Source organism: Micromonospora sp. NPDC051925 (genome assembly GCF_044548625.1).
Lineage (GTDB): Bacteria > Actinomycetota > Actinomycetes > Mycobacteriales > Micromonosporaceae > Micromonospora.
In genome coordinates this window covers 163,554-183,373 of record NZ_JBIUCH010000004.1, presented here as the reverse complement: position 1 = coordinate 183,373, position 19,820 = coordinate 163,554, and the positions used below count along the sequence as shown (strand labels likewise).

Sequence of the window (19,820 nt, the reverse complement as noted above, 5' to 3'; positions counted from 1 at the left end):
GGCTAGAGTGACGCGGTGCAAAGTGGTGTGCGGGCCCAGGTTCCGGTGCTGTACGTGGCGGACGCCGACGCGGCCCGACGGTTCTACGAGACCTTCGGCTACACCGAGATCCGCGCCGGGGGCGACGGTGGATCGCACTGGTCGTACCTGCGGTGCGGGGAGTTGACCCTGCTGCTGGCGGCGGTCACCCCCCGCCTGGTCACCGTCGAACTGCCCCTGCTGATCTACCTGTACGTGGACGACCTGACGGCGACCGCCGAACGTCTCACCGCCGCCGGGCACCCGGTCGAGAAGGCCGGCTACCCGGAGCACGCCCCCGGCGGCGAGTACCGGGTCACCGACCCCGACGGCAACATGGTCGCCTTCGGGCGGCGGCAGGCCGTACCGCAGCAGGCGCGCGACCCGGACGCGGGCGGTGAGGTGCGGTTCTCGCTGATCCGGGAGGCCGCCGAGGCGGTCGGCCGGCGCGGCGGCGCACCCGCCCGCTGCCAGATCGGCGGCCCGCGCGGCGAGTCCTGCCCGGAGCCGGCGGAGGTCAAGCTCGCCGACTCGTGGGGCGACACGGTGTGGGGCTGCATGGCGCACGCCGACGAGACGCTGCTCACCGCGCGGGGCGCGTTCCTGGCCACCGAGGACGGGACGGGGCTCGGCCCGTTCCTGCGCGCCCGCCAGGGGCAGCCGGACCGGCAGACCGTCGAGGACCCGCCGGAAGCCTGACCCGGCTTCACCGACGAACCCCGTCCGACCTGGCCGGCCGGTCGGTGGAGCGGCTGCTGGTGGACGGCGGGCCGGCGGGACGTCGATCGGCCTGGGCCGGTGGCGGCGAGGCGGGACGTCGATCGGCCTGGGCCGGTGGCGGCGAGGCGGCGCGTCGGTCGATCTGGGCCGGTGGCGGCGAGGCGGCGCGGCGCAGGCCGGCGAGTTGGACGTAGACCTCCCGCCTGGCGGTGGCCCGGCCGTGGCGGTCGATGACGTACCCGGTCAGCCAGAGCCAGTTGGAGTACGGCACCGCCTCGCCCACCGACACCACCCGCAACCGGAGGGCCCGCTCCCCGGCGAACTGCACCGAGGCTGCCCCGTCGACGATCAGCAGGTCACCGGGGCGGGGCCGTTCGTTCACCAGCGACCGCCGTTCGCCGGCCGGCACTGTCGGGCGTGTCGGGCCTGCCAGTCGCGCAGCGCCCGGGTGATCCGGTCGTTCTCCTCGGCGAGGGCACGCATCTCCTGGTGCAGCGCGGCGAGTTCGTCGGCCAGCCGGGCCTGGAACTGGCGTACCAGAAGGGGGTCGAGGCCGCGCCGACGCGGCGGAAACTCGTGGGTGCGTACCTCGTGGGGGGTCATGAGGGCCGGGCGGCCGGTCCCGTAGGGCTGGCCACCTCGATACACCTGGGTCACTGGGGTCCTTTCCGATGCTGGGGGAGAGCGGGGGAGGTCCCTCGGTGGGTCTGGAAGCGGGCCGTCCGCCGCCGGCTGCGGACGGCCCGCCGGCTCGGCGGTCGCAGCCCCATTCGGCGGTACGACGGCAGAGCGGCCGGACGGGTCGGGACGGGCACACACACCCGCCCCGACCAGGGGGTGAGCCGTTCTCGTTGCCACGCGAGGAGCAGCTCGCGCTCAACACTAACGGCTTAGTCGTTTAAGTCAACCACTGATTGTTGTCGCCTGCGGGCGGTTCGTGATCGAATTGGCGTGCCACGCAAGGAGCGCCATGCCTACAACGCCGGACTACATCCGTATCGCTGACGACATCGTCGCCGGGGTGCGGGCCAGGAAGCTCATGCCCGGGGACAAGCTGCCGTCGATCGCGCAGATGGCTGCCGACTATGAGGTCGGCACGTCGACGATCCAGATGGTCTACGTGCGGCTGGAGGCGTTACGCGTCATCCGTCGACACCAGGGCAAGGGCGTCTTCGTCACCGACCCGAACCTCTGGATGCGCGAGCCCTGAACCTGAAGCCTGATGCACGCCCGATGATGCGAGGTGCGCTCGGTGATCAAGAAGTTTGCGTCATCCGGGGCCGTGACCCTGACGTAAACCTCTTGATCACCGGGGTCGGCGCTCGATGGTGCGCCCGTGTGTTTGGTGATCAAGAGGTTTGTGTCATTGGGGGCGGTGGTGCTGACGTAAAGCTCTTGATCACGGGGGTGGGGGATGACGTGAGGCGGATTTGGGTGGGGTGCTGGGGAAAATGGTGGGAGCCGTCGGGGTTCTGGGTGCGTCCAAGCGGTATGACTAGTTTTCGAGGCTTGTGGGTGGCGGTCGTTCCGCTGCTCCTGCTGACGGCCGCCTGCGCTCGGCAGGGCGACGCGGCCGGTGCGGCGGATGGTGCCGCTCCTACTTATGGCGACGACGTGCCGGTGCTCCGGATCGACTACACGGGTGGCTTCGTGACGCCGGAGACGACGGTCACCCGCCTGCCCGGGGTCAGCGTCTACGGCGACGGCCGGGTGATCACCCCGGGGCCGACCACGCTCATGTATCCCGGCCCGGCGCTGCCCAATATCCAGGTCCGGACGATCAGCGCCGCCGAGGTGACGAAGCTGGTCGAGCAGGCCCGCGCGGCCGGGGTGGGCAGCGCGGTCGACGTGGGCACCCCGTCGATCACGGATGTGGCCACCACCCGGTTCACCATCCGTGGCCCGGTCGGCACCGAGCAGTTGGAGGTCTACGCCCTGGGCGAGGCGACCGGCCCGCAGGCGGGGTTGACCGCCGCGCAGCAGGCCGCCCGGGACAAGCTGCGCGCCTTCGCCGACAAGCTGACCGACCCGGCGGGCGCGGCGACCCAGCCGTACCAGCCGACCGCGATCGCGGCGGTGGCCCGGCCCTGGGTCGCCACCCCCGAGACGGCGAAGCAGGCCAGGGTGGCCTGGCCCGGCCCGGCGCTGCCCGGCACCAGCCTCGGCGAGGGTCTCGACCTGGGCTGCGTGACGGTCACCGGTGCCGCCGTGCAGCAGGTGCTCGACGCCGCCGGCAAGGCCAACACGGCAACCCCGTGGACGTCCGGCGGGAAGCGCTGGTCGGTCACCCTCCGGCCGCTGCTGCCCGACGAGACCGACTGCGCCAGCCTCTCCACCACCCGCTGACCCGACATCGTGTGGTCGGCCCGATCGCGGGCCGACCGTACGGCAGGATCATGCTGCGGCGACGGCACTTGTTTCCATAGGCAACCATCACTACATTGGGTCCGGGTGCCGCCGTGTTGCCAGGCGGCTGTTGGCCCGAGCCGGGCTGTTGTCCACGTGCTGTGCAGGCACGTCGGCGCGCGAGCGATGTCGATGCTCCCGCGCCGTCGGTACGTCACCGACGGCCAGCCGGAAGGACCCCTGTGAGGATTTCCCGTACCCGTATCACCGCCGCCGTGGCCGCCACCGCCACGTTGGCGGCGGCCGTCACCACCCTGCTCGCCGGTACCGCCTCGGCCGCCCAGGGCTGCCGGATCGACTACCAGCCCAACGAGTGGACCGGTGGGTTCACCGCCAACATCCGGGTCTCCCCGGGTGACACCGCCCTCACCAGCTGGACCGTCACCTGGTCCTACCCGGGTGGCCAGCGGCTCACCGGTGGCTGGAACGCCCAGGTCAGTCAGGCCGGCACGACGGTCACCGCAAGCAACGCCGCCTGGAACGGCAGCGTCCCGGCCGGTGGCTCCACCGAGTTCGGCGTCCAGGGCACCAGCACCTCCGGTGCCGCCGCGCCGACCGGGTTCACGCTTAACGGCGTACCGTGCAACGGCGCTCCGCCGCCGACCACCCCGCCGCCCACGACCCCGCCGCCCACGACCCCGCCGCCCACGACCCCGCCGCCCACGACGCCGCCGCCGACCACCCCGCCCCCGACGACCCCACCGCCGACCACGCCTCCGCCCACCACCCCGCCGCCCACCACGCCTCCACCCACGACCCCGCCGCCCACCACGAACCCGCCGGTCGGGTGTGCCGGTGCGGTGCTCTGTGACGGCTTCGAGAACCAGACCGGTGGGACGCCGGCCGGCGACTGGAGCGTGGTCAACCCGGACTGCTCCGGAGCGGGTCGGGCCTCGGTGGACACGGCGACCACGCACAGCGGCAGCCGTTCCCTGCGCATCGACGGCGCAGCAGGCTACTGCAACCACGTCTTCGTCCGGTCCAACAAGGACCTCAGCGCCGTGGGCACCGTGCGGTACGGCCGGATCTGGGTACGCCACACCACCGCGCTGCCGACCCAGCACGTCACGATGACGGCCATGACCGACTCCGCCGACGGCAACCGTGACCTGCGGATGGGCGGCCAGAACGGCGCGTTGCAGTGGAACCGGGCCTCCGACGACGCGACCCTGCCCGAGCAGAGCCCGGCCGGGGTGGCGTTGAGCGTGCCGCTGCCCACCGGCCGCTGGACCTGCCTGGAGTTCATGGTCGACGGCGCGCAGGGGCAGCTGCGTACCTGGCTCGACGGCGTCGCCGTCACCGGGCTGACCGCCGACGGGGTGGCCACCCACGACATCGACGGGCAGTGGTACAACCGCACCTGGCGTCCCCGGCTGACCGACCTGAAGCTGGGTTGGGAGAGCTACGGCGAGGGCGCGGACACCCTCTGGTACGACGACGTCGCCCTGGGCGCCAGCCGGATCGGCTGCTGAGCGGCCCCGGGACCGGGTGGCCGACGGGGTCGCCCGGTCCCGGACCGGTCGTGGCACAGGGCGCTGCGGTACCGCGCCCGCGGTGAGCATTCAGCCGGCGGTGGCGCGCCGATCATGGTGCGTTCATCCACGGTTGTCAGGCTGACCTCTGGTCGGTGGGGGTCGTTTCCCGCCAGAATGTGGCTGATCGGGATAACCATCCTGATCGATGCATTCCTGTCGGCCCCCGCGACCCGGAGGACCTGTTGAGCACTCCCGCGAACCCTGTCACCCCGACCACCCCCGCCATCGGCGCGAGCCCCGCCGCCGCTGCCGCCGACGCGAGCCTCGCCGCCGCCCCTGTCATCGGCCCGAGCCTCGCCGCCCCTGTCACCCGACCGCGCCGCCTGCTGGGCACGCTCGCGCTGCTGACCGCCATGGTCGCGGCGGTGCTGGTCGGGCCGTCCGTGGTGGCCCCTAGGCTGACCGACTCCGCGTCGGCGGCGGTCTACGGCTCCTGCACGATGTCCCGCTGCGCGGACGCCCGGACCGCCCGCTCCGGCTGGTCGGCCAAGAGCTTCCCGACCAGCCGGGGCTGGTACAGCTGGAGCGGCGGGCTGTCGAACTTCGCCGGTGGCCAGTTCTACAACTACGAGGGGCAGCTCCCCACCAACGCCACCTACTACGAGTACGACGTCTACCCGCGGGTCTCCGGCGCGGCACGGGACGCGTACCGCATCGTGGTGAACAAGAGCACCGGGGCGACCTGGTTCTCGCCCGACCACTACAGCAACTTCTACCGGATCTGACCGAGGACCACCGGGGCGGGCCGGTCCGCCGGCCCGCCCGCCGAGCAGGAGGATGCACGATGACCGGACAGCGTCAGCCGGGGTGGCTGCGGGTGACCGACGAGGCGCAGCCGTCGGGGCAACCGACGGCGGTGGTCACCGTGGCCGGGGCGGCGGCCCGTACCCGACGGGCGCTGTTCGACACCCTTACCGACGCCCTCGACCTGCCCGGACACTTCGGCGGCAACTGGGATGCGCTCGCCGACGTACTGGCCGATCGGCTCGACGCCGGGCCGCTCACCCTGGAGGTGACCGACGCCGGTCTGTTGCTGGCCGACGAGCTGCCCGGCCAGCTCGGCACCCTGCTCGACGTGGTCGGCGGGGTGTCGGCCGGTGCCCGGGAACCGGTCCGGCTGGTGCTGCGGGACACCCCGCAACGACTGCCCGCCCTGCGGCACCGGCTCTCCGCCGTCCTCGGCGGCGGCGGGGTGGCCGTCCCGCCGGGCGGCGCGGTGCGCTGAGCCGGGCGGGCCGGCGGCACGGTCCGTCGCGCCGTCCCACCTGGCGGCGCACGGTGCGTCGAGCCCACCTGGCGGCGCGGTGTGCTGAGCCGGGCGGTCCGGCGGCGCGGGCGGGGTGGCGGGGGTCAGTTGGGCTGGTCGAGGATCGCGCTGAAACGTTCCTCGGCCAGGTCGAGCTGGGCGAAGATGTGCCGCTTCACCGGTGCCGACAGCGGGGTGTCCGGCCGGGCGATCAGCTCCCGGAAGACCGGCACCAGGGGCCGGTACTTCGCCGCCGAGCGGGCCACCTTGGGCCCGACGGAGTAGACCACCCCCACCCCGTTGTCGGTGAAGTCGGAGACCTTGATGACCCGGGCCCACGGCTCCCGGTCCAGGCTGGCCGCGACGTGCTCCCGGTACTGCACGTGCGGATCCCGGTCCGGGTCGTACACCGGATTGGTGACCGCGGCGACCAACCGGGCCACCCGCGCCCCGAACCGGTCGGCCAGCGTGGCCAGCGCCGCCGCCGTCGGGTCGGCGGCCTCCGCGCCGGCCAACTCCCCGGGGTGGTCCTCCACCGCGTCGTGCAGCAGGCCCGCGACGATCACGTCGGCGTCGCGCACCTGGTAGTGGTGCATCATCCGGATCGTCACCCGCAACAGGTGATTGAGGTACGGCTCCCGTGAGCGGCGGTCGTCCCGGTGCAACTCGGCGGCCAGCTCCAGGGCGGCGGTCAGCCGGTCCCGGTCGGCCGCCGCGAAGACCGGCAGCTCCAGCCGGAATCGGGCCAGCAGACCCGGTTCGCCGTGCAGCTCGGTGATCGCGTGCATCGGCATGGTGGCGAGGTACGGCGGGAACTCCATCGCCTACTTATAGCTGATCTTCACTGCCCGCCCGAGCCCGCCGTCGGGCATGTGACCGGGTCAACTGTTGCCGGTGAGGCGCTTGACCAGCCGTACCGTCGTCCCGTCGGGAGTGCCGTCGATCCGTGCCTCGTCCATCAGTCGCGCCATGATCAACCGCCCCCGGCCCCGGTCCCACCCGTCCGAGGGGGCCTCCCGCCAGCCGCCGGTGTCGGACACCTCGATCTCCAGCCGGTCGGCGTGCAGTCGGGCCTGCACCGTGACGGTCGCCAGGGACGCGAACCGGTAGCCGTGCTCGATGGCGTTGGCGCACGCCTCACCGACGGCGATCAGCACCACCTCCACGACCTCCTCGCCCACCCCGAGCCCGACCAGCCACGCCCGCAGCGCCTCCCGGGCGGGGGAGAGCTGCGCCGGGTCGGCGGCGAGCACGGCGCGGAACGCACCTGGCGCGTACCGGACCGCGAACCCGACCGGCGTCGCCACGCTGGTCGGGTCGCCTGCCGGCGGGAGTACGGTCACCGGGTCGGGGAAGCCCGCGTCGGCCTCGCGTCCACCCGTCACCCGCGTCCACCTTCCGCTGGTCCTCGTCGCCGGGGCCGGGCCCCGGCCGTCACCCGCGGGTCATTGTCCCTGCCGGGGCCCGCCGCCGGGCGTCGACCCCGGGGCGGTCGGCCCGCCGGGCGGCGAGGTCGGCCCACCGGGGTGGTGGCGGGGTCTACGAGGCCAGCCGTTCGCCGGGGGCGGGTGCCGAGCCGGCGAGGTCGATCCCGCCGTCGGACTGGCTGATCTCCGACCAGACCGCATCGAGGGAGAGGCCGAGGACGTCGGCGAGGACCGCGATGGTCGGGAAGGCGGGGGTGGCCACCCGGCCGGACTCGATCTTCCGAAGGGTCTCCGGCGAGAGCCCCGCGGCCAGCGCGGTGCCGAGCATCGAACGCTGCCCCCGGGCGCGGCGCAGGAGGGCGCCGAGGCGCTGTCCGCGTTCGACCTCTGCCGGAGTGAGTGGCAACCTGACCATGGCTCCGATTCTAGTACCGGGATAATATGGCCGGGATACTTATTGGTGGTCCGAGGAAGGCGCTGCATGATCGAGATCCTGAACCCCACCGACCTGCTGCGAGCCCGGGACACCGGTGCCCTGGTCGCCGACATCCTGCGCACGCTGAAGGGCCGCAGCGTGGTCGGCACGAACCTCCTGGAGATCGACGAGTGGGCGCACCGGATGATCATCGAGGCCGGGGCGCAGTCCTGCTACGTCGACTACGAGCCGTCCTTCGGACGCGGACCGTTCGGCCACTACATCTGCACGTCGGTCAACGACGCGGTGCTCCACGGACTGCCGTACGACTACCCGCTCGCCGAGGGTGACCTGCTGAGCCTCGACCTCGCGGTCTCCCTGGGCGGAGTGGTCGCCGACTCGGCCATCAGCTTCGTCGTGGGCGACGTCCGGCCCCCGGAGAGCCTCGCGCTGATCGACGCCACCGAGCGCGCGCTGAGCGCGGGGATCGCTGCGGCCGGCCCCGGAGCCCGCGTCGGTGACATCTCGCACGCCATCGGCGCGGTCCTCAGCGCGGCGGGATACCCGATCAACACCGAGTTCGGCGGTCACGGCGTCGGATCGACGATGCACCAGGACCCGCACGTGTCCAACACGGGCCGGCCCGGTCGCGGCTACCGGCTGCGCCCCGGGCTGCTGCTGGCCCTGGAGCCGTGGGTCATGGCGGACACCGCCGAACTGGTCACCGACGCCGACGGCTGGACGCTGCGCAGCGCGACCGGCTGCCGGACGGCGCACAGCGAGCACACGATCGCCGTCACCCACGACGGCGCCGAGGTGCTCACCCTGCCGAGGTAGACGCCACCGCAAGGCGTCCGACGACCGGTCGGGCCGCGCCCGGCGGCGCGGCCCGACCGCAGGGGTCACAGCGGCAGCCGTCCGGCTCCGGCGAGCCCGCCGACCACGAGCGGGACCAGCGGCGCGGGCGACGCCGGCTGCGCCCGCAGGGTCGGCGTCCAGCCGGCGTCGGCGGCCAGGTCCGGGTCGTGGGTCGCGTTGTAGGCGGCCACCAGGTCGACCGGGCGGGGCAGCGCGCCGTCGGCGCGCACCCAGTTGCCCCGGGTGGTGACGGCGGTACCGCCCCAGTCGTACAGCAGGTCACCGGAAGCGATGCCGACGCCGAGGGTGAAGTAGTTGTTCTCCACGTACGCGGCGGACTGCACGCCGACACCGACGGCGTACTCGAAGCCGTCGCCGGCCAGCCGGTACCAGTTGTTGTAGACGTCGACCTGACCGAACCGGACCCGGGGCAGCCGCTGGAGGACCCGGTCGAAGAGATTGTGGTGCACCGTCACCTTCAACCGGCCGACGTCCGGCCCGACCGTGTTGGACGAGCCGATCAGCATCAGTTTGTCCCGCCCCACGAACCGGTTGTACGAGGCGGTCACCAGGCTGGCGGTGTGGGTGATGTCCAGTGAGCCGTCGTGCACCTGGTACGGCCGGCCGAAGTGCACCGGCTGGCCGCTGTCCGGGTTGTCGCCGTCGGTGAAGGTGTTGTGGTCGACCCAGACGTGCTCGCTGCGGCGCACCGAGACCTGGTCGTACTGGGAGTTCCAGTTGCCGGTCGCGCCGTCGGTGGGGGACCAGGCCGGGAAGCAGTCCCGAGCGTCGTCGAAGGTCAGGTTGCGGACGATGGAGTTGCTGGCCCCGTCGAGCATCAGGGTCAGCCCGGTGAGGGTGGCCCCGCGCAGGCCGACGATGGTGGTGTTGGGGCCGACGTTGATCTGGGTCTGCTTCGTCTGGTTGGCCACCGAGCGGACCCGGGCGGCCTCCAACGCCCCGGTCGGCGGCACCATGCCCCACACCGCCGGGTCGTACGCGGCCAGGTAGGCCGGCAGCGAGTACTCCGGGTCGGCCAGGTCGGCGCAGCTGCGCAGACTGCCGTCGTCGGCCTCGAATCCGTCGACGACGCCGTCGACGACGATCACCTTCGGGGTCGCGTTGGTGCGGTTGGTGGCGTTGTCGCCGCCCAGCGCGCGGACCAGGTCGGCCCGGCTGCGGACCAGGTGGACCTGGTCGGGGCCGGCCGCCGCGCCGCCGGTGGTGCCGGGGCCCTCGGCGGCCCAGCCGTCGTCGGCCGGCAGGGTCTGCCGGGCGAGCCGCTCGGCGGCCCGGGAAGGCCCGTCGGTGGGGTGGCCGGGCGCGGCGTACGCCGCCGTGCCCGAGGTCAGCAGGAGGGTGAGGGCGATCAGGGCCGCCCCGCTGGTTCGTGGACGCATGTGTCTCTCCGGAGGGTGTGGTGGATGGTGCGGTGGTGCCGCCCGGTCTGCCGACGACCGGGCCGCCCTGCTGCGCCGGGGGCCGCCCCGTGAGCCGCTACCGCCGAGCCGTGGGCCGGTGCCGGGGCCGCCCCCCGTGAGCCGCTGCCGCTGAGCCGTGGGCCGGTGCCGCCCCGGTCAGCCGTCCCCGGATGTGGCCAGTTCCGTACGCACCGGCGGCACCGCCCACGGCACCGCCAGCTCCGACAGCAGCGCCCCCTGCTCGGCGGCCCGCCGCAGCGCCGCGTTGACCCCGGGCACGGTCACCACCCGCTCCGGCCCGCTGCCCGTCACCGTGACCAGGTCGCCGTCGAGCAGGGTCGGCTCGGGGGCCTGCCGCACCTCCTCCAGCACGGCGGTGAACGGCGCGGTCCGCGCCAGCGGCGCGATCAGCGGCTCCCCGGCCGGGTCGGCGCGGTGCGCGAGCAGGTTCTCCAGCAGCCCCCGCCGCCCCGGCACCACCCGGGGTTCCGGGTCGCCGGGCAGCAGCAGCCGGTCGGTCGGGTACTCCAGCACCGCCCGTCCGGCGGTGCCGGTCACGATCACCTCCCCGGCGACGAAGTCCTCCCCGGCCAGCGTCACCGCCGCCACGATCGGCGGCCCGTCGGGGGTGACGATCCGCAGGGTGGCGGTGTCGTCCACCTCGATCGGGCGGACCCGGTAGCGCTCCAGTTCGATCCGGGACGGCCGGACCGGTGCGCGGGTCACCGTCTCGGCCACCGCCAGGCACTGCATCACCGCGTGCGCGAGCGGGTTGGCCAGCGCCCCGTCCAGCACCGGCCGGCCGTGCAGGGTGCGCCGGCCGGCCCACGGGGAGCGGGCGTAGTAGCCGTCCGGTCGCTGCCAGGCGGCGACCGTGCCGATCCCGGTGACGGTGCCCAGCCGGCCCTGCCCGATGGCGGCCGACAGTTCGGCCAATGCCGCCGACCCGAGCGCCTGGAAGCCGACCTGGCAGGCCCGGCCGGTCGCGGCCAGTGCCCCGGCCAGCGTCCGGTGCTCGGCGGTGGACAGCACCGGCGGCTTCTCCAGCAGCAGGTCCGCGCCGGTGGCGAGGACGTCCAGGGCGATCGGCAGGTGGGTGTGCGGCGGGGTACAGATGATCACCACGTCCGGCCGGGCGGCGGCGAGCATCTCCCGGTGGTCGGTGTGCACGGTGACCTTCGGCGGGACCGGGGCGGCCGGCTCGTCGGAGATCGGCGCGAGGTCGACCAGCGCCACCAGCCGCAGCCGCCCTGCCGCGTGCAGCGGGGCGACGGTCCGCCGGTGCCAACGGCCGTGCCCGTTCGCCCCGACGATCGCCACCCGCGGCACGGCGACGCCGGTCCCGGCCGGTGCGCCCGGCGGTGTCCCGGCGGCGCGGTGGGCGGGCGGTGCGCCTTGGGCGGGCAGCCCACCGACGGCGGCCGGCGGCACCGGGGCGGTCACGCGGCACCCGCCAGGATCGGCCCTACCGGGGCGGTCACGCCGCACCTGCCAGGGTCGCCAGCACTCCGTGGGTACGCAGCGCGGCGAGCCAGCCGGCGACGTCGGTACGGAACCCGTCGTCGTCGGCGAGCGCGGTCGGGAAGACCTCCGGCAGGGCGAACAGCGCCTGCACCGTGCCGGCGGGGGTGTCCCCGGCGCTGGCGAGGGCGGCGGTGAGCCGGTCGGCCAGCGGGTCGTCCAGCGGCAGCGCCGTGCCGTCGTCGGCCCGCCCGTCGAGGAACCGCAGCCAGGCCGCCACGACCAGCGCCGCCCAGTACGCCGACCGGCCCTGCGCGCGCAGGTCGACGGCGGTGTGCAGGACCCGTTGCGGCAGCTTCTGCGAACCGTCCATCGCCACTTGGAGGGTGCGGTGCCGGATCGCCGGGTTGGCGAAGCGGGCCAGCGCCTGGTCGCCGTACTCGGTGACCCGTACGCCGTCGGGCGGGGTGAAGCTGGCGGCCACGTCCTCGGCGACGAGCCGGCGCAGCACGTCGGTCAGGCCCGGCAGCGCCAGCGTGTCGGCGATCGTCTCGCAACCGGCCACCGCCCCCAGGTACGCCACCGCCGAGTGCACCCCGTTGAGGCCGCGCAACTTCAACCGCTCCCACGGCCCGGCGTCGGTGGTGAGCACCGCGCCGGCCCGCTCCCACTGCGGCCGGCCGCCGGGGAAGTCGTCCTCCACCACCCACTGGGTGTACGGCTCGGCGGCCACCGCCGCCAGGTCGGCCACCCCGAGCGCGGCGCGGGCGGCAGCCAGCGTCTCGGCGGTGCTGGCCGGGACGATCCGGTCCACCATCGTGCCGGGGAAGCTCACCTGGGCGGCGAGCGAGTCCAGGACGGCGTCGGGCACCCCGGCCAGGGTCAGCGACTGCTGCACCAGGCCGCGCAGCCGACGCCCGTTCGCCGGCAGGTTGTCGCAGCTGACCAGCGCGATCGGCCCCGCCTGCGCGGCGGTACGGGCGAGCAGCCCGCGCACCAGCAGACCGGGCACGGTGACCGGTGGCCGGTCGGTGGTCAGGTCGAGGGTCAGCTCCTCGTCGGCCCGCAGCCCTCCGGAGACCGGGTCCAGTTGGTACGCCTTCTCGGTCACCGTCAGCGTCACCACCCGGATCGCCGGGTCGGCGAGCAGCGCCACCACCGCCGCCGGATCGCTGGCCGCGTGCCGTACGCCGGCCAGCGCGCCGATCACCCGGGTCTCGGACCGGTCGGCGGCCAGCGTGCTGACGCTGAACAGCGCGTCCTGCGCGGCCAGGGCCTCGACCAGGGCGGTGCTGCGCGGGGCGACGCCGACGATGCCCCAGTCGCCGCCGGCCGCGCCGATCGCCGCCTCGGTGTAGACCGCCTGGTGGGCCCGGTGGAACGCGCCCAGTCCCAGGTGGACGATGCCGGCCGGCACGGTGCCCGGCCGGACCAGCGGTCGGCTCTGCTCGGGCAGCCGGCGCAGGGTGGCCAGGCCCAGCCGGTCGGTGCCCACGCTCACCGCCATGCCGGGCCGTCCGGGAAGCGGAACCGGGCGATCGACTCCGGGCGCAGGGTGCTGCTGTAGCCGGGGGCGGTGGGCAGCAGGTACCGGCCGCCCCGGGTCCGGACCGGGTCGACGAAGTGCTCGTGCAGGTGGTCGACGTACTCGACCATCCGTCCGTCCAGGCTGGTGCCGACCCGCAGGTAGTCGAAGATCGCCAGGTGCTGCACGTACTCGCAGAGGCCGACGCCGCCGGCGTGCGGGCAGATCGGCACCCCGAACTTCGCCGCCATCAGGATCTCCGACAGCACCTCGTTGACCCCGCCGACCCGGCAGGCGTCGATCTGCATCACGCCGATCGCCTCGGCCTGGAGCAGCTGCTTGAAGATGACCCGGTTGGCGGCCACCTCACCGGTGGCGACCCGGCACCGGCCGCCGGTCAGCCCGGTGACCGCGCGGGCGATCCGGGCGTGGCCGAGGATGTCGTCGGCGTGCGTCGGCTCCTCGATCCAGTACGGGTCGACCTCGGCCAGCGCGGCCATGTTGGTGATCGCCTCGTCGACGTCCCAGACCTGGTTGGCGTCCATCATCAGCAGCGCGTCCGGGCCGATCTCGGCCCGGATGAGCCGGGCCCGGCGCAGGTCGTCGGCGGGCGGGCCGCCGACCTTCATCTTCATCGCCCGCCACCCCCGGGCGTACGCCTCGCGGGTCAGCGCCCGCACCTTCTCGTCCGGATACCCCAACCATCCGACCGACGTGGTGTATGACGGGAAACCGTCCTGTTCCAGGGCCGCGAGCCGTTCGGCCGCTCCGGTCAGACCTTTGTCGAGGATGGCGGCGGCCTCGTCGGGGGTGAGCGCGTCGGTGATGTGGTGGAAGTCGACGTTGGCGACCAGTTCCTCGGTGGACAGCTCGGCCAGGTACCGCCACATCGGCTTGCCGGCCAGCTTGGCCCGCAGGTCCCAGACCGCGTTGACCAGCGCGCCGGCGGCCATGTGGATGACCCCCTTCTCCGGGCCCAGCCAGCGCAGCTGCACGTCGGCGGTGAGCGAGCGCCAGAACGCCACCGGCTCGGCGGCGATCTCGGCCACCGTCCGGCCCCGCACGTGGTGCGCCAGGGCCTCGATCGCGGCACAGGTCAGCTCGTTGCCCCGGCCGTTGGTGAAGGTGAACCCGGCGCCGGTCGGGCCGGTGTCGGTGCGCAGCTCGACGTAGCTGGCCGAGTAGTCGCCCCGGTTGATCGCGTCGGAGCCGTCGCCGGCCGCCGCGGTGGGGAACCGGACGTCGTGCACCTCGACGTCGGTGATCCTGGTGCTCATGCGGACTCTCCGAACTTGAAGACCTTCTTCGGCAGCCGGTACGCCAGGTCGACGACCGTCTCGGCGGCCTCGTCCTCGGTCAGCCGGTGCTCGGCGACGAGGCGGGCCAGGAACCCGGCGTCGATCCGGCGGGCCACGTCGTGGCGGACCGGGATGGAGCAGAACGCGCGGGTGTCGTCGACGAACCCGGCGGTGTTGTAGAACCCGGCGGACTCGGTGACCGCCTCGCGGAACCGGCGCAGCACCTCCGGCGAGTCCAGGAACCACCAGGGCGCGCCGAGGTAGAGCGCGGCGTAACCGCCGGCCAGCGGGGCCAGCTCCCGGGTGAAGGTGTACTCGTCGAGGGTGTAGAGCACCACCCGCAGCCGCGGGTCGTTGCCGTGCGCGTCGAGCAGCGGGGCCAGCGCGTGCACGTACTCGGTGGCGTGCGGGACGTCCCCGCCGACGTCGCGGCCGTGGGCGCCGTACAGCCAGCGGTTGTGGTTGCGGACCGCGCCGGGGTGCAGTTGCAGCACCAGGCCGTCGTCGAGCGACATCCGGGCGAACTCCACCAGCATGTGCGCCCGGAACGCCTCGGCGTCGGCGGCGTCGGCCAGCCCCCACCGGCCCTTGTCGTAGAGCTTCGCCGCCTCGTCGGCGGGCAGCACCAGGGTCCGGGCGGTGGGGTGGCCGTGGTCGGAGGAGGTGGCGCCGGCCGCGATGAACGCCGCCCGCCGGGCCCGCAGCGCGTCCAGATAGCCGGTGTACGTCCCGGTGTCCACGCCGGCCACCTCGCCCAGCCGGGCCACGTTGTCCCGCCAGCCGTCGAACTCCATGTCGACGACGTTGTCCGGGCGGAACGTGGTGACCACCCGGCCGCCCGGCCCGCCCCAGCCGTCGGCGGCGAGCTTGGCGTGCCGGCCCAGGTCGTCCAGGGGCGACTCGGTGGTGGCCAGCACCTCGATCCGGAACCGCTCGAACAACGCCCGGGGCCGGAACTCCGGCTCGGCCAGCCGGGCGGCCAGCTCGTCGTAGACGGCGTCGGCGGTGGTGGGGGACAGTGCGGTGTCCACCCCGAACACCTCGCTGAAGGTGCGCTCCAGCCACAGCCGGGACGGGGTGCCCCGGAACAGGTGCCAGTGCGCGGCGAAGCGCCGCCAGATCGTCCGCCCGTCGGTCTCCACCGGGCTGCCGTCGACGCTGGGCACGCCCAGCTCCGCCGGGGGTACGCCCTGGCTGAGCAGCATCCGGGTGAGGTAGTGGTCGGGCACGATGAGCAGCCGGGCCGGGTCCGGGAAGGGGCGGTCCTCGGCCAGTAGCGCCGGGTCGACGTGCCCGTGCGGCGAGATGATCGGCTGCGGCCCGGCCAGGGCGTACAGCTCGCGGGCGATGGCCCGGACGCCCGGGTCGGTCGGCAGGAGCAGGTCAGGGGTGGTCGGCACGTCGGGGGACTCCTCGGGTGCGGGCGACGGGTCGGCGGGTCAGGGCAGGGTGAGCAGGTCGGCGACGCGGACCGGGTCACCGGTGTCGAAGGAACGGTTGGCGGCCAGCCCGGTGAGCAGGGCGAGCGCCCCGTCGTGGGCAGTGGCGGCCCGGCCCAGCGGGTCCGGCTCGCCGCCGAAGATCACCCGGGTCATCCGGGCGTCCGCGCCGCCGTGGCCCTGCCGGGTGTAGCCCTCGACCGGTATCCGGACGGGCGGCTGCCAGAACGGACGCAGGGTGAGGGTGGCCTCGCCGTGTTCGGCGGCGGCCTCGGCACCGTGCAGGGCGGCGCCCTTGAGCGCCCCGGCGGCGGCCGGGCTGACGAAGTCGCTCTCGGTGACCTCCAGTTCGAGCCGGCCCCGGCTGCCGTTGACCATCACCCGGTAGCCCTCCCAGGGCGCGTACGCGGTCAGGTGGTAGGTCATCGTCGCGCCGGTGGAGTAGCGGGCCAGCACCGCCATGTCGTCCTCGATGCTCACCCCGGGGGCGAAGACGTTGCGGTCGCGGTGGTAGCCGTCCTCGGCCTCGGCGTCGAGGTACAGCTCGCGCAGCCGGGGGTGGTCGGCCAGGCGCAGGGCGAACGGGTCGTCGGCGGCGGCGGGGGCGTCGTGTGCCCGGTCGTAGTCGCGGGCGTAGCCGTGCCGGCGGCCGTCGTCGCCGTAGAAGAACAGCCGTCCGGCCGCGTACACCTCGACCGGGGTGGCGTCGAGCCACCAGTTGACCAGGTCGAAGTGGTGGCTGGCCTTGTGCACCATCAGCCCGCCGGAGCTGGCCTTGTCCCGGTGCCAGCGGCGGAAGTAGTCCGCGCCGTGCCGCACGTCGAGCAGCCACTCGAAGTGCACCGAGCCGATCTCGCCGACCGCGCCGTCGGCGAGCAGCCGCCGGACCTGCTCGTGCAACGGGTTGTAGCGGTAGTTGAAGGCGACGGTGACCTGCCGCCCGGTCTCGGTGACCGCGTCGAGGATGCGCCGGCAGCGGGCCGCGTCGATGGTCATCGGCTTCTCGGTGACCACGTCGCAGCCGGCCCGCAGGGCCGCCACGACGTACTCGTCGTGGGTGACGTCGACGCTGGTCACCAGCACCACGTCGACCCGTTCCTTGTCCAGCATGGTGGCGAAGTCGTCGGCCCGGTAGGTCGGCACGGCGGGGTGGCCCAGCTCGGCCAGCCACCGGTTGTGCGCGTCCATCCGGGTCTGGTTCACGTCGGCGAAGGCGACCAGCTCGGCGGTGTCGGCGTGTTCGGTGACCAGGGCGCGGACGAACATCTCGGCACGCGCCCCGGTGCCGACCAGGGCGTGACGCCGGCGGTGCGCGGCTGGTGGTGACATCGGGTGGAACCTCCCGCTCGCTGCAAAGGTTTGCAGTGAAGAAACCATGTCGCTGAAGACCACGTCAACGATCGATGCCAATCCCGTGGCATAGATGCCGTTTCATGCGCTTAAGGGGGCATGGTGGGAGCGGGCCCGCAATCGATCCGTAACAAAGTCCCGTTGACAGTGGAGCAACCGTTTGCATTAATTGGCGACACCCACGTGACCTCAACCACACCATCGACGAGAGGGTCGCCCGTGCCAGCCACCATCCGCGACGTCGCGCGGGCCTCGGGCGTGCACATCTCCACGGTGTCCCGGACCTTCTCGGCACCGCACCTGGTCAACCCGGAGACCCGGGTCCGGGTGCTGGCCTGCGCCGAGAACCTGGGCTACCGACCCAACCGGGCCGCCCGCGCCCTGATCACCGGCCGGACGCACAACATCGGCCTGATCATCGCCGACATCGCCAACCCGTTCTTCCCGCCGCTGATCAAGGCGGCCGAGGGGCAGGCCCGGCACCGCGACTACCACGTCTTCGTGGCCGACACCAACGAGGACCCGGCCGCCGAGGAGGAGCTGGTCCACGCGCTGGCCAAGCAGGTGGACGGGGTGCTGCTGTGCAGCCCCCGGATGAGCAACAGCCTGATCGAGCAGGTCAGCCGGGAGGTCCCGGTGGTGGTGATAAACCGCCAGGTGACCGGCCTGCCCTGCGTGATGATGGACGTCGGCCAGGGGGCCCGCGCCGCGATCGAGCACCTGCTCGGCCTCGGCCACCGGCAGCTCGCCCTGCTCGGCGGGCCACGTGGTTCCTGGACCAACCGGGAGATGCGCCGGGCGGCCGGGGCCGCCGCCCGGTCCGGCGGGGCCGAGTTGACCGTGCTCGGACCCAACCCGCCCACCGAGACCGGCGGCAGCGCGCAGGCCGACCAGGTGCGCCGCAGTGGCGTCACCGCCGTGCTCGCCTACAACGACCTGATGGCGATCGGGCTGATCGAGGGGCTCGACCAGCTCGGCGTCCGGGTGCCGCAGGACGTCAGTGTCGTCGGGGTCGACGACATCGCGCTGAGCCGGCTCACCCGTCCCAAGTTGACGACGGTGGCCACGCCGACCGCGGCCGCCGGCCGGACGGCCGTCGACATGCTGCTGCAACACGACGCCGAACCCCGCCCGCGGGGCGGGGGACGGGCAGCGGCCGTCGGCGACCGTCGTACCACCGCACAGGTAATGCTCCAGACCGAACTGGTCATTCGCGACTCGACCGGGCCCGTGCCCGGTCGATCACGTCCCGGCTCCGTTCCGGATGGCCCGGGCCCGCATCGCCTTGCGGACCCGGGCGGCCCGACCGTGACCACCGGTGGCGTCGTCGCCTCCTAACGCCAAGGAGTGAGCGCATGCACCCCGCAACGTCCCCCACCGCCGGCACGCCGGCCGAACCGTCCCACCGTACCCCCGCCCCCCGCCGTCGATTCCTGCGCGGCCTGGTCGCCGCCGCCGTCGCCGTACCGCTGATCTTCGGCGCGGCGGCCTGCGGCGACGACTCCGCCGGTGACGACGGCCAGGTCAAGCTCTCCATCTTCTGGTGGGGCGGTGACGCGCGGGCCAAGCTCACCGACGAGGCCCTCGCCCTCTATACCAAGAAGCACCCGAACGTGACGTTCGAGAAGACCTGGCAGGCCAACCAGGGCTACTTCGACAAGCTGGCCACCCTCACCGCCGGCGGCAACCCGCCGGACCTGTTCCAGATCGACGACAACTACCTGTCCGAGTACGCCGGCCGCAGCACCGTGCTCGACCTCAAGAGCTACCAGGACAACGGCAAGCTCGACGTGTCGAAGTTCCCCAAGAGCCTGCTGGAGTACGGCGTCGTCGACGGCAAGCTGGCCGGGGTGGCCTCCGGCGAGAACACCCAGGGACTGGTCTACAACAAGACCCTGCTGACCGCGCACGGCCTGCCCGAGCCGACCACCGGCCAGAGCTGGGAGGAGCACGTCGCCTGGGCCGAGCAGGTGGCCAGGAAGACCAAGGTGCCCGGCACCCAGGACCCGAGCGCCGACTACAAGGCGTTCTGGGTCTGGCTGCGCCAGCAGGGCAAGGACCTCTACAACGGCAAGGACCTGGGCTTCACCGCCGAGGACGTGACCAGGTGGTTCGAGTTGTGGAAGGGCGCCCGGGACCGGGGGGCCACCCCCACCGCGGACGTGATCCACGAGGGCAACTCCAGCGACATCACCAAGCAGTTGGTGGTCACCGGCAAGGCCGCCACCTCCTGGGTCTGGGTCAACCAGCTGCCGGACCTGAAGAAGAACACCAAGGACGAGCTGGGGGTCGTCGCCTACCCGGGTGACCCGAGCGCCCAGTGGGCCCGCGCGTCGATGTACTGGTCGGTGTTCAAGAGCAGCAAGCACCGCGACGTCGCGGTCGACGTGATCAACTTCCTGGCCAACGACCCGGAGGCGGTGGCGCTGCTCGGCACCGACCGGGGCCTGCCGTCGAACATGGACCTGCGGGCCAGGGTCAGCGAGACGGTGACCGACCCGGCGATGAAGCAGTCCATCCAGGTCGAGTCCGACCTGGCCCAGAAGTTCGGCCCGTCGCCGCAGGTGCCGATCAAGGGGCACAGCAAGGTCAAGTCCGAGCTGATCAAGGCCGCCGAGAACGTCCAGTACAAGCGGGCCACCCCGGCTGCGGCGGCGGAACAGTTCCTCGCCGCCTGCAAGTCCGCGATCGCCTGACCGAC

General features: G+C 73.3%; 20 protein-coding genes. 9 read left to right on the top strand and 11 right to left on the bottom strand.

The window, feature by feature from the left end; genetic code table 11:
• The first annotated feature begins 15 nt into the window (after positions 1-15).
• Positions 16-717, top strand: a complete 702-nt coding sequence (locus ACIG87_RS07255) for a VOC family protein (RefSeq protein ID WP_396848993.1) — start codon at positions 16-18, stop codon at positions 715-717.
• A gap of 7 nt (positions 718-724) precedes the next feature.
• Here ACIG87_RS07255 and ACIG87_RS07250 read toward each other — a convergent pair whose 3' ends face one another.
• Together ACIG87_RS07250 and ACIG87_RS07245 are read right to left on the bottom strand one after the other, a co-directional pair.
• Positions 725-1,120 carry a hypothetical protein gene (locus ACIG87_RS07250; RefSeq protein ID WP_396848991.1) on the bottom strand — a complete coding sequence of 132 codons (396 nt, stop codon included), beginning with the start codon at positions 1,118-1,120 and terminating at the stop codon, positions 725-727.
• Positions 1,117-1,341, bottom strand: coding sequence for a cell division protein DivIVA (locus tag ACIG87_RS07245; protein WP_396848989.1), 225 nt, complete (start codon positions 1,339-1,341; stop codon positions 1,117-1,119). Before ACIG87_RS07245 ends, ACIG87_RS07250 begins: the two co-directional genes overlap by 4 nt.
• A 367-nt stretch (positions 1,342-1,708) precedes the next feature.
• Between ACIG87_RS07245 and ACIG87_RS07240 the strand changes: the two genes are divergently transcribed.
• From ACIG87_RS07240 to ACIG87_RS07220, 5 genes are all read left to right on the top strand, one after another.
• A complete protein-coding gene (locus tag ACIG87_RS07240; RefSeq protein WP_396848987.1) occupies positions 1,709-1,948 on the top strand; it encodes a winged helix-turn-helix domain-containing protein in 240 nt (79 codons plus the stop codon).
• 281 nt (positions 1,949-2,229) lie between these two features.
• Complete coding sequence (locus ACIG87_RS07235) at positions 2,230-3,084, top strand: hypothetical protein (protein WP_396848986.1); 855 nt, start codon at positions 2,230-2,232, stop codon at positions 3,082-3,084.
• A 242-nt stretch (positions 3,085-3,326) separates the two neighbouring features.
• Complete coding sequence (locus tag ACIG87_RS07230) at positions 3,327-4,616, top strand: cellulose-binding domain-containing protein (protein WP_396848984.1); 1,290 nt, start codon at positions 3,327-3,329, stop codon at positions 4,614-4,616.
• Positions 4,617-4,960: 344 nt separating this feature from the next.
• Positions 4,961-5,404, top strand: a complete 444-nt coding sequence (locus tag ACIG87_RS07225) for a ribonuclease domain-containing protein (protein WP_396849252.1) — start codon at positions 4,961-4,963, stop codon at positions 5,402-5,404.
• A gap of 59 nt (positions 5,405-5,463) precedes the next feature.
• On the top strand, positions 5,464-5,904 hold the full coding sequence (locus tag ACIG87_RS07220; RefSeq protein WP_396848983.1) for a barstar family protein: 441 nt from the start codon (positions 5,464-5,466) through the stop codon (positions 5,902-5,904).
• Positions 5,905-6,029: 125 nt separating this feature from the next.
• Here the strand turns inward: ACIG87_RS07220 and ACIG87_RS07215 are convergent, their stop codons facing one another.
• From ACIG87_RS07215 to ACIG87_RS07205, 3 genes are all read right to left on the bottom strand, one after another.
• On the bottom strand, positions 6,030-6,746 hold the full coding sequence (locus ACIG87_RS07215; RefSeq protein WP_396848981.1) for an HD domain-containing protein: 717 nt from the start codon (positions 6,744-6,746) through the stop codon (positions 6,030-6,032).
• A gap of 60 nt (positions 6,747-6,806) precedes the next feature.
• Positions 6,807-7,310 carry an ATP-binding protein gene (locus ACIG87_RS07210; RefSeq protein WP_396848979.1) on the bottom strand — a complete coding sequence of 168 codons (504 nt, stop codon included), beginning with the start codon at positions 7,308-7,310 and terminating at the stop codon, positions 6,807-6,809.
• 154 nt (positions 7,311-7,464) lie between these two features.
• A complete protein-coding gene (locus tag ACIG87_RS07205; protein WP_396848978.1) occupies positions 7,465-7,767 on the bottom strand; it encodes a helix-turn-helix domain-containing protein in 303 nt (100 codons plus the stop codon).
• 66 nt (positions 7,768-7,833) lie between these two features.
• Between ACIG87_RS07205 and map the strand changes: the two genes are divergently transcribed.
• Positions 7,834-8,604: a type I methionyl aminopeptidase gene (gene map, locus ACIG87_RS07200; RefSeq protein ID WP_396848976.1), complete on the top strand. Its 771-nt coding sequence runs from the start codon at positions 7,834-7,836 to the stop codon at positions 8,602-8,604.
• 65 nt (positions 8,605-8,669) lie between these two features.
• Here the strand turns inward: map and ACIG87_RS07195 are convergent, their stop codons facing one another.
• The 6 genes from ACIG87_RS07195 to ACIG87_RS07170 all read right to left on the bottom strand — a co-directional run bounded on the left by ACIG87_RS07195 (position 8,670) and on the right by ACIG87_RS07170 (position 17,098).
• Complete coding sequence (locus ACIG87_RS07195; RefSeq protein WP_396848975.1) at positions 8,670-10,025, bottom strand: polysaccharide lyase family 1 protein; 1,356 nt, start codon at positions 10,023-10,025, stop codon at positions 8,670-8,672.
• A 177-nt stretch (positions 10,026-10,202) separates the two neighbouring features.
• On the bottom strand, positions 10,203-11,375 hold the full coding sequence (locus ACIG87_RS07190; RefSeq protein WP_396849251.1) for a Gfo/Idh/MocA family protein: 1,173 nt from the start codon (positions 11,373-11,375) through the stop codon (positions 10,203-10,205).
• Positions 11,376-11,523: 148 nt separating this feature from the next.
• Positions 11,524-13,014: a mannitol dehydrogenase family protein gene (locus ACIG87_RS07185; protein ID WP_396848973.1), complete on the bottom strand. Its 1,491-nt coding sequence runs from the start codon at positions 13,012-13,014 to the stop codon at positions 11,524-11,526.
• Entirely contained in the window at positions 13,005-14,309 is a 1,305-nt protein-coding gene (locus ACIG87_RS07180) for an enolase C-terminal domain-like protein (RefSeq protein ID WP_396848971.1), read from the bottom strand. Before ACIG87_RS07180 ends, ACIG87_RS07185 begins: the two co-directional genes overlap by 10 nt.
• Entirely contained in the window at positions 14,306-15,730 is a 1,425-nt protein-coding gene (uxaC, locus tag ACIG87_RS07175; protein WP_396848969.1) for a glucuronate isomerase, read from the bottom strand. Before uxaC ends, ACIG87_RS07180 begins: the two co-directional genes overlap by 4 nt.
• A gap of 39 nt (positions 15,731-15,769) precedes the next feature.
• Entirely contained in the window at positions 15,770-17,098 is a 1,329-nt protein-coding gene (locus tag ACIG87_RS07170) for a Gfo/Idh/MocA family protein (RefSeq protein ID WP_396848968.1), read from the bottom strand.
• A 240-nt stretch (positions 17,099-17,338) separates the two neighbouring features.
• On the opposite strand from ACIG87_RS07170, the gene ACIG87_RS07165 reads away from it, so the two are divergent.
• Complete coding sequence (locus tag ACIG87_RS07165; RefSeq protein WP_396848966.1) at positions 17,339-18,457, top strand: LacI family DNA-binding transcriptional regulator; 1,119 nt, start codon at positions 17,339-17,341, stop codon at positions 18,455-18,457.
• A 17-nt stretch (positions 18,458-18,474) separates the two neighbouring features.
• Positions 18,475-19,815, top strand: a complete 1,341-nt coding sequence (locus tag ACIG87_RS07160) for an ABC transporter substrate-binding protein (protein ID WP_396848965.1) — start codon at positions 18,475-18,477, stop codon at positions 19,813-19,815.
• The last annotated feature ends 5 nt before the right edge of the window (positions 19,816-19,820 follow it).